Origin of the sequence: Streptomyces hilarionis (genome assembly GCF_024539675.1) — a bacterium.
Lineage (GTDB): Bacteria > Actinomycetota > Actinomycetes > Streptomycetales > Streptomycetaceae > Streptomyces > Streptomyces hilarionis.
Genome location: NZ_JAHHIT010000005.1, coordinates 70622 through 78690, shown reverse-complemented (window position 1 = coordinate 78690; position 8069 = coordinate 70622). Strand labels below are relative to the sequence as shown.

General features: G+C 76.8%; 5 protein-coding genes and 1 pseudogene. 2 read left to right on the top strand and 4 right to left on the bottom strand.

Annotated elements, in window-relative coordinates; all coding sequences use genetic code 11:
• Positions 1 to 321: pseudogene (locus KMS84_RS02615) on the top strand (S1 family peptidase); the annotation flags it as partial.
• Positions 322 to 408: 87 nt separating this feature from the next.
• On the opposite strand, the gene KMS84_RS02610 reads toward KMS84_RS02615, so the two are convergent.
• Positions 409 to 2547 (bottom strand): SpoIIE family protein phosphatase, encoded by a 2139-nt coding sequence (locus KMS84_RS02610; protein ID WP_438818891.1) that lies wholly within the window; start codon positions 2545 to 2547, stop codon positions 409 to 411.
• 287 nt (positions 2548 to 2834) lie between these two features.
• On the opposite strand from KMS84_RS02610, the gene KMS84_RS02605 reads away from it, so the two are divergent.
• Complete coding sequence (locus KMS84_RS02605; protein WP_256914353.1) at positions 2835 to 3443, top strand: LuxR C-terminal-related transcriptional regulator; 609 nt, start codon at positions 2835 to 2837, stop codon at positions 3441 to 3443.
• Between the two features lie 806 nt (positions 3444 to 4249).
• On the opposite strand, the gene KMS84_RS02600 is transcribed toward KMS84_RS02605, so the two are convergent.
• From KMS84_RS02600 to KMS84_RS02590, 3 genes are all read right to left on the bottom strand, one after another.
• Positions 4250 to 6106: an ATP-binding cassette domain-containing protein gene (locus KMS84_RS02600; RefSeq protein ID WP_256914352.1), complete on the bottom strand. Its 1857-nt coding sequence runs from the start codon at positions 6104 to 6106 to the stop codon at positions 4250 to 4252.
• The gene (locus KMS84_RS02595; protein WP_256914351.1) at positions 6103 to 7821 is read right to left on the bottom strand and encodes an ATP-binding cassette domain-containing protein; all 1719 of its coding nucleotides are present in this window, start codon (positions 7819 to 7821) and stop codon (positions 6103 to 6105) included. Before KMS84_RS02595 ends, KMS84_RS02600 begins: the two co-directional genes overlap by 4 nt.
• Before the next feature lie 101 nt (positions 7822 to 7922).
• The gene (locus KMS84_RS02590; protein ID WP_256914350.1) at positions 7923 to 8039 is read right to left on the bottom strand and encodes a SapB/AmfS family lanthipeptide; all 117 of its coding nucleotides are present in this window, start codon (positions 8037 to 8039) and stop codon (positions 7923 to 7925) included.
• Positions 8040 to 8069: the final 30 nt, after the last annotated feature.

Below are 8069 nucleotides of genomic sequence, written 5' to 3'. Positions count from 1 at the left end.
ATCCAGGGCGGCGGCCAGGCGGCGGGCAACGGCGGTGCGGTCGACGAGAACGGCGACGGCATCGACGACCAGACCGGCGAGGCCATCCAGGGCGGCGGCCAGGCGGCGGGCAACGGCGGTGCGGTCGACGAGAACGGCGACGGCATCGACGACCAGACCGGTGAAGCCATCCAGGGCGGCGGCCAGGCGGCCGGCGACGGCGGCGCGAACGAGGCCGGCGACGGCCAGAACCAGATGGGCAACGGCGGCAAGCAGAACCAGAACCAGGACCAGTCCGGCAACGGGCAGGCGGACGGCTCGGGTGTGAACCAGTCCCACTGACGCGGCGTCACCACAACGGTCCGGCTCTCCGACGGAGGGCCGGACCGTTCGCGTGCGCCCCCGGCCCCCGCTGCCGCCCGCCGTCTCTCAGGTCTCCCGGGGCCGCAGCAGCAACAGCGCCACGTCGTCGATGCGTTCCTCCGCCGCCGCGTAGTGCCCCACCAGTTCGTCGGCCACGCCCTCCAGCGGACGGTCCCCGGCCGCGCCGAGCCGCCGTCCCAGCTCCGCGACCGCGTCCTCGATGTCCACCCCGGGCGTCTCGATGAGACCGTCCGTGTAGAGGGCGAGGACGCACCCGGCTCTCAGCTCGACCTCCGTGGTCGGATACGTCGCCGAGTCGTCGATCCCCAGCAGCGGGCCGCCCGCGAGGTCCAGGACGCGCACCCGGCCGTCCGGCCGGCGCAGCAGCGGCGGGGGATGCCCGGCGCGGGCCATGACCGCCCGGCCGCGGGCAGGGTCCAGACGCAGGTACAGACAGCTGGCCAGGAGCTCGGAGCCGAGGTCGCTCAACAGCCGGTTGGTGCTGCGCATGACCTCCCCGGGCTCCTGCCCCACCGTCGTGTACGCGCGCACGGCGGTGCGGATCTGCCCCATCAACCCGGCCGCCGTCACGTTGTGCCCCTGTACGTCCCCGATCACCGCCGCGGCCAGCGGGGGCGAGGGCACCAGGTCGTAGAAGTCGCCGCCGATCTCCATGCCCCGGGTGGCGGGCAGATAGCGGGCGGTCGCCTCCAGGCCGGCCAGCGACGGCAGGGAGGGCGGCAGCAGCGCCGCCTGAAGCCCGTGGGCGAGCTGGTGCTTGACGTCGTACAGCAGGGCCCGGTCCAGGGCCTGGGCGATCAGCCCCGCGAGGCTCGCCAGCACCGCGCGCTCGTGCGTGGAGAACCGCCGCGGCTCGGCGTAGGCCAGCACACAGGCCCCCACCGGACGCCCGGAGGCGATCAACGGCAGATAGGCCCAGGCGGCGAAACCGTCCGGCGAGGCGTGCCGCGCCGGATACAGCCGTTCCAGGTGCTCGCGGGATTCGAAGAACGCCGGCACCCCGTGCGCGACGGCGTGCGCGCCCGGCACCGGGGCGGTGAGCGGCATCCCGTCGAACCGTTCCACGACGTGCGGGTCGGCGTACCCGTGGTGACCGAGCACGTGCAGCCGGCCGGCCCCTGCGCCGAGCAGGGCCAGGGCCTGGCTGCCCACCGCCGGCGCGATCTCGTCCGCGATCAGCGCCACCACGTCGTGCACGCTCACCGTCTCGGTGAGCGCCCCGGCCATGCTCAGCGCCTGCGACATCGACACGAGCCGGGTCGGCGCGTCCCCCGGGCGGGGGCCGGCGGGCCGCATCTCGGACACCGCCCGGGCGCGGCTGATCCGGACGCTGATCCCGGTGGTGCTCGGGTACAGCCGGAACGACAGCCAGTCGGAGGGCGGTCGCAGCGCCACGAACGAGGTGGCCTCCTGGCTGATCAGGGCGGCCCGGTAGCGCTCCTCGTACACGGGGTCGTTGAGCCAGGGCACGCTCGCCCACAGCTGCGAGCCGAGCAGCCCGCGCACGGGGACGCCGAGCATCTCGGACGCGGCGGCGTTGGCGAAGCCCACCCGCCCGCTCAGATCCAGGGCGCACATCCCGTAGGGCAGCCGGGCCACCATCCGGGCCGCCTCCAGCGAGCCCAGCGTGTCCGACACGCCGCCCAGCGGTCCCACGTCCAGCACGTCCGCCTCGGCGAGCACGGCACGGTGGTGCGCCGCCGCACGCTCCAGCCGCAGCCCCAGCCGCTCACAGGCCGACGTCAGCTCCCGACGCTCGCGGTCGGACAGCTCCGGGGGATGGGAACCCGGCCAGGTGAGGAAGACGGCGCCGTACACCCGGGACGCGGTCGCCACCGGCAGGGCGGCCAGCGCGAACGGATAGGGCAGCACCACGGCGATGCGGGGATAGCGCCGGGCCATCTCCTCCTGGCCGCCCACCCAGACCAGCCGCCGCTCGCGCGCCGCCTCGGCCACCGGGATCGGCGCGCTCAGCCCCACCCGCTCCCAGGGCGCGGCGAAGGAGCGCGGCAGGCCCGCCATCACCGCCATCTCCAGCACCGGCTCCTCGCCCGGGCGCAGGTACACCGCGCCGGAGTGCGCGCCCACGGCGTCCATCATCTGCGTCAGCGCCAGCGAGAGCAGCGGCCGGCCGACCGGGGCCTCCACGGCGGCCGGCGCCTGGCCGGACGTCTGCTCGGGCACGGCGACCACCTCCTCGCCCGGCGCCGCGTGGGTCAGGCCTCAAATCTGCCCCCTGGCGACGCGGCGCGCACGGCGAGCGGCGCGCCCGCCGAGTGCCGTCCCGTACCCCGTCGGCCCGTGGTCATGCCCCCCGGGCCGAAGCGCGCGGCGGTGTACGACCGCCCCGCGTGCGCCCCCGCGCACCCCGATGGCCGGATCTTCGCGCCCAGGACCGGTCCGGAAGCCCGAACAATGGGCACGCGCTGAACACCGAGAAAACCTGAGTACGGCGAGTCGAAGGGGCGGCAGTGATCCGGGTCTTACTGGTGCACGACGCATGTCTGGTCAGATCGGTCCTCGCACAGTGGTTGTCCAGGGAGCCGGACCTGCGGGTGGACGACGTCCCGTGGCGCAGCGCGGCCGGCCGGGTCGGGGCGGTGCGGCCCGACGTGTGCGCGGTGGACCTCGACTGCTCCGACACGTACGGCATCCCGCCCCTGGGGGACCTGCGTCCGCGGGGCGTCGGACTGACCCCGCCGCGGCTGCTCGTGCTCGCCGGCGCGAACAGGCCGGGCCTGCTGAAACGGGCGCTGGAGGCGGGGGCGCTCGGCTACGTCGACCGGGCCGGGACACCGGAGCAACTGCTGCGCGGCATCCGGCGGGTCGCTCAGGGGGAACGTTTCGTCACGGATTCCCTGGGCTTCGGTTTCCTCAAGGCCGCCGAGATGCCGCTGACCCGCCGTGAACTGAGCGTGCTGACCCTCGCCGCCGAGGGCGCCTCCATCGCGGAGATCGCGGGGAGTCTGCACCTGTCCCACGGGACCGTGCGCAACTACATGGCGGCCATCACCCGCAAGACCGGTGCCCGCAACCGCGTGGACGCCATCCGCATCTCCCAGGGCCAGGGCTGGCTGTGAAAAGCCCCCGGGCCTTCCGGCCACCCCTGGCCCACGGCCGCCACCTCTGGCCTACCGGCCGCCACCTCTGGCCTTCCGGCCACCCCGGGCCCACCGGTCCCCCCAGACCTTCCGGCCATCTTCGGCCCACCGGTCTCCCCGGGTCTTCCGGCCATCTTCGGCCCACCGATTTCCCCGGGCCTTTCGGCCGACGCGTGTCCACCGGTCTCCCCAGGCTCCTCGGCTTCTCCGGCCTCTCAGACCCCTCCTGTCTCCCCGGGCACCTCAGGCATCCCTGGCCCACTGGTCTCCCTCGCCCCGCCCGTCTCCCAGGCCTGCCCAGGCCCGGCGGTCTCTCAGGCCCTCCAGCCCCTCAGGGCCCCTGGGTCCGCCGGTCTCCCAGGTCCCCACAGGCGCTGCGGTCTTGAGGCCTTCCGGCTCCTGCGGCCGCCCTCGGCCTGCCGGTCTCTCAGGCCCCCACGGACACCGCGGTCCTCCCGCCTTCTCCGGACGCCGCTGTCCCCCCGAACCTTTCGGCCACCCTGGGCCCGGCGGTCTCCTAGGTTTCCGCGGGCGCTGTGTTCTCTGAGACCTTCCGGCCCCTCCGGCCGCCCTGGGCCCTCCGGCCGCCCTGGCCCCTCCGGCCGCCCTGGGCCGGGCGGTCGCTCAGGGGTCTCCGGACACCGCGGTCCTCCCGCCTTCTCCGGACGCCGCAGTACCCCGCCCCGGGCCTCCCGGTCACCCTGGGACCGCCGGTCTTCCAGGTTTCCCCACGGGCTGTGGCCTCTCAGGCCTCCGGCTCCTCCGGCCGGCCTGGACCCGGGGGCTCAGGCTCCTCCGGAGACCGAGGTCCCGGCCCCTCCGGACACCGTCGTTCTCCCGCTCTCTCCCCGCTCCGTCGGGCTCCCGGCGGCCTCGGGGTCGCCGACGTCGCGGGTGTCGGCGCTCGCGTCCTCGTCGTCGGTCTCGGGGGGCGTCCACGAGCCGACGAGGTCGCGGTAGAGGGCGGAGCGGCGCACCATCTCCTCGTGCGTCCCGCACATCGTGCGCGGTCCGTCCATGACCAGCACCCGGTCGGCGCGCCGGGCGGAGCTGACGCGGTGCGCCACGACGACCAGGGTGCCGCCCGGCCGGGCGGCGAACGCCCGCTCGGCCCGGGCCTCCGCCTGCGGGTCCAGGTGGCAGGTCGCCTCGTCCAGGAGGGCCAGCGGGGCCGACGACAGGTACGCGCGCGTGAGCGCAATCAGCTGGCGCTCGCCCGCCGACAGCGCCGCCGGGTCCACAGCCGCCTCCAGGCCGCCCAGGGCGTCGATCAGGGGGGTCAGGCCGACGGCCTCGGCGGCGGCGAGCACCTCCGGTTCGGGCACGGGATCCGGCCGCAGGTGCGTGAGGTTCTCGCGGAGCGCGGCGCTGAACACGTACGCCTCCTGCGGGATGAGGACGCGCCGGGCGGCGGCGTCGCCGCCCGGCACCGGCCGGCCGCAGATCCGGATCTCCCCGCGCACCGGTTCCAGCAGTCCGGCGACCAGAGCGGTCAGGGTCGACTTCCCGACCCCGCTCGGGCCCACCACGGCCAGGTGGCCCCCCGCCGGCACCGTGAGCGTCAGGCCGTCCACGACGGGCGCGGAGGCGGGGCCGTAGGCGAAGGTCAGCGCGGTCAGGGCGAGGGCGGGGGGCGCCGCCGCCGCGGCGGCCGGGCGCGGGTCGTCCCGGTGCGCTCCGTCGGCCGCCCCGGGCGGGTCCGTGCCGGGCGGGGCCAGCCGCCGCAGCACCACCGTCAGCCGGGACCCGCTGGTGCCCAGACCGTGGATGAGACCGCTCAGGGCCGGGAGCAGGGACTGGCCGACATAGGCCAGGGCGCCGACCAGCGCCCCGGGAGTCACCCCGTGCGCCAGCAGCCAGGGCGCGCAGGCCAGCAGCAGCACCAGCGGCAGGTGACCGCCCAGTGCCAGGCACGCCACGCGCGCCACGCCCCAGCGGGCCAGTCCACGGGCCGACCGCAGCTCCGCGTCGACGAGGACGCCGGTGCCCGCGGCGATCCGTTCCTCCGCCCCGGCCGCGGTGACGTCGCGCAGGCCGGGGCACACGGCGCCCAGGTCCTGCGCCAGCGCCTCGTCGGCGGCGAGGAAGGCCTCCTGCCGCACCGCCAGCGGACGCAGGGTCACCGCGAACAGGGCCACCCCCGCGGCGAGCGGGGGCGCGACCACGAGGAGCAGCGGCGGGGCCAGCGAGCAGAGACCGGCCAGCGCCCCGACGGACGTGAACACGAACGAGCGCGAGACCATCACCAGGCCCGCGAAGGTGTCCCGGGCTATCTCCACCTGCTGGGTGAGGCCGGACAGCGCCCCGCCGTCCGCCTCGCGCACCCCGCGTCCCACCACCCGCACGACGAGCCGGTCCCGCAACGGTTCCACCAGCGCGGCCACCGCCGCGTACACCCGCCCGGTCCCGTAGGCGCCCAGCAGCACCCCGAGCGCGGCCGGTGCGAGCCAGCCCAGTCCCACGGCCGCGCGACCGGCCAGGAAACCGTCGTCCAGGGCCCGCGCCAGCGCGTACCCGAGCAGGAAGGTCTGTCCGGACTCCAGCACCGACCAGCCCGCCAGCCGCGCCAGCGCCCCCCGGTGGGCCGTGAGGAACCTCAGCCCCCGTGCCCCGAGCGCGTCCGGGCCGCCGCCGCGGCTCATCGCGGATCCCCTTCGGTCCCGGCGGCGCCGAACACGGCCCGGTACTCGGGTGATCGCCACAGCTCCCGGTGCGTCCCCACCGCCCGCACGCGCCCCCCGTCGAGCCAGGCCACGGCGTCGGCCCGGGCCGCCGTGGCGGCGCGGTGGGCCACGACGAGACGGGTGGCCGTCGTCGAGCCGCCGAACACCACGTCGGTGACCTGACGTTCGGTGACCGTGTCGAGGCTGGAGAGGGCGTCGTCGAGCACGAGCAGCCGGCCTCCGTGGGCGAACGCGCGGGCCAGGCCGAGGCGTTGGGCCTCGCCGCCGGAGTGCGGCGCGTGCGCGCACACGGTGGCGTAGCCCTGCGGCAGGCGGCGGACGAAGTCGTCGGCGCGGGCGGTGCGGGCGGCCTCCCGCACGCGGGCGGGGGAGGGGGAGCGGCCGGGCGGCCCGAGCCCGATCGTGCCCTCCACCGTCCCGCCCAGCAGGGCCGGGCGGTCGAAGGCCTGGGCGATCGCCGCGCGCAGCGCGTCCCGGCGCAGCTCCGGCAGCGGCACGCCGTCCAGCAGGACCTCGCCCGCGTCGGGGTCGGCGAGCCGGCCGGCCAGGGCGGCCAGCAGCGACTTGCCCGCGCCCGAGCGGCCCACCAGGGCCAGCGTCCGCCCGCCGGGCACGACCAGGTCGACGCCGTCCAGCACGGTGCGCCCGCCCCGCCGGGCGGTGACCCCGCGCAGCTCCAGCCGGCCCGTGCCGTCCGCGGGCAGCCGCCGGTCGCCGTGGGCGGGCGGCGGCTGGTCCAGGACCTCGCCCAGGCGGGCGGCGGCGGCGCGGGACCGGGCCAGCCCCGAGAGCCGTCCGACCAGCACGCCGACGCCGGTGGCGAGCACCGCGTACCGCGACGCGGCCAGGACGTCGCCCGCCGACAGGCGGTGCCGGGTCAGCAGCACGCCCGCGACGGCGACGACACCGAGGTGCAGCAGCGGCGCCACGGCGACCGCCTGCGCGGCGGCCCGGCCCTGGACCCGCCACATGCGCACCCCGGCCCGGTGCAGCTCCGGCAGCGGACGCAGGACGCGGGCGGTGTCGCGGTCGGCCGTGCCGGCGGCGCGGATCGTGCGGGCCCCGGCGACCGCCTCGCCGAGCGCGGCCGCGATGCGTCCCTGCGCCCGCTGGTAGTCGGCCACGCAGGCCGAGGTGTCGCGGGCGAGGGTGCGCAGCAGCAGGGTCAGGACGGGCGCCCCGGCCAGGAGGACGGCCGCGAGCCACGGGTCGACGAGGGCCAGCGCCACCACGGCGCCGACGGGCCCGGCGAGCGCGGCCAGCAGCGCGGCGCGGGCGGCGGGCGCGGCCCCGGCCTGGGCCGCGTTGCCGACGACACGGGCGACGAGGTCCCCGGCGCCGAAACGGTCGGCGGCGCGCGGGCCCAGGGCCAGGACGTGCCCGGTGACGCGGCGGCGCAGGAAGGCGGCGGTCCGGGCGTCCGCGGTGCCGGCGAGCACCGTCTCCAGGGCGTCCAGCGCGGTCAGCAGCGCGACGAGGGCGGCGCAGCACAGCACCCAGCGGGTCGCGGGGGCGTGGGCGATCAGCAGGTCGAGGGCGCGGCCGAGGGCGGCCGGCAGGAGCAGTCCGGCGGCCGTCGCCGTCACGCTCACCAGGCACAGGGCCACGCAGCGTCCGGCGCTGTGCCGGGCGGCCGCACGCAGCAGGTCACCGGTCGTCCGGTCCATGGGCATCGCGGTCCCGCACTTCCTTCGGGGTTCCCGGGGCGGCAGGACCCCGGGCGGCCCTCTCCCGCAGGAGTGGACCGCCCGGGGCCTTCAGCACGACGTGCGCGTCACAGACAGAGGATGACGCTCGCCGCGCTGACGCAGGACAGCAGGCTGACGGTGCTGTTGCCGCCGCCCCCGTTGAGCTCGTCGGATTCCATCGTCTGCAGGTCGAGAAGGGCCATGGTGTGTCCTTTCATCGGTGGGATGTCTCG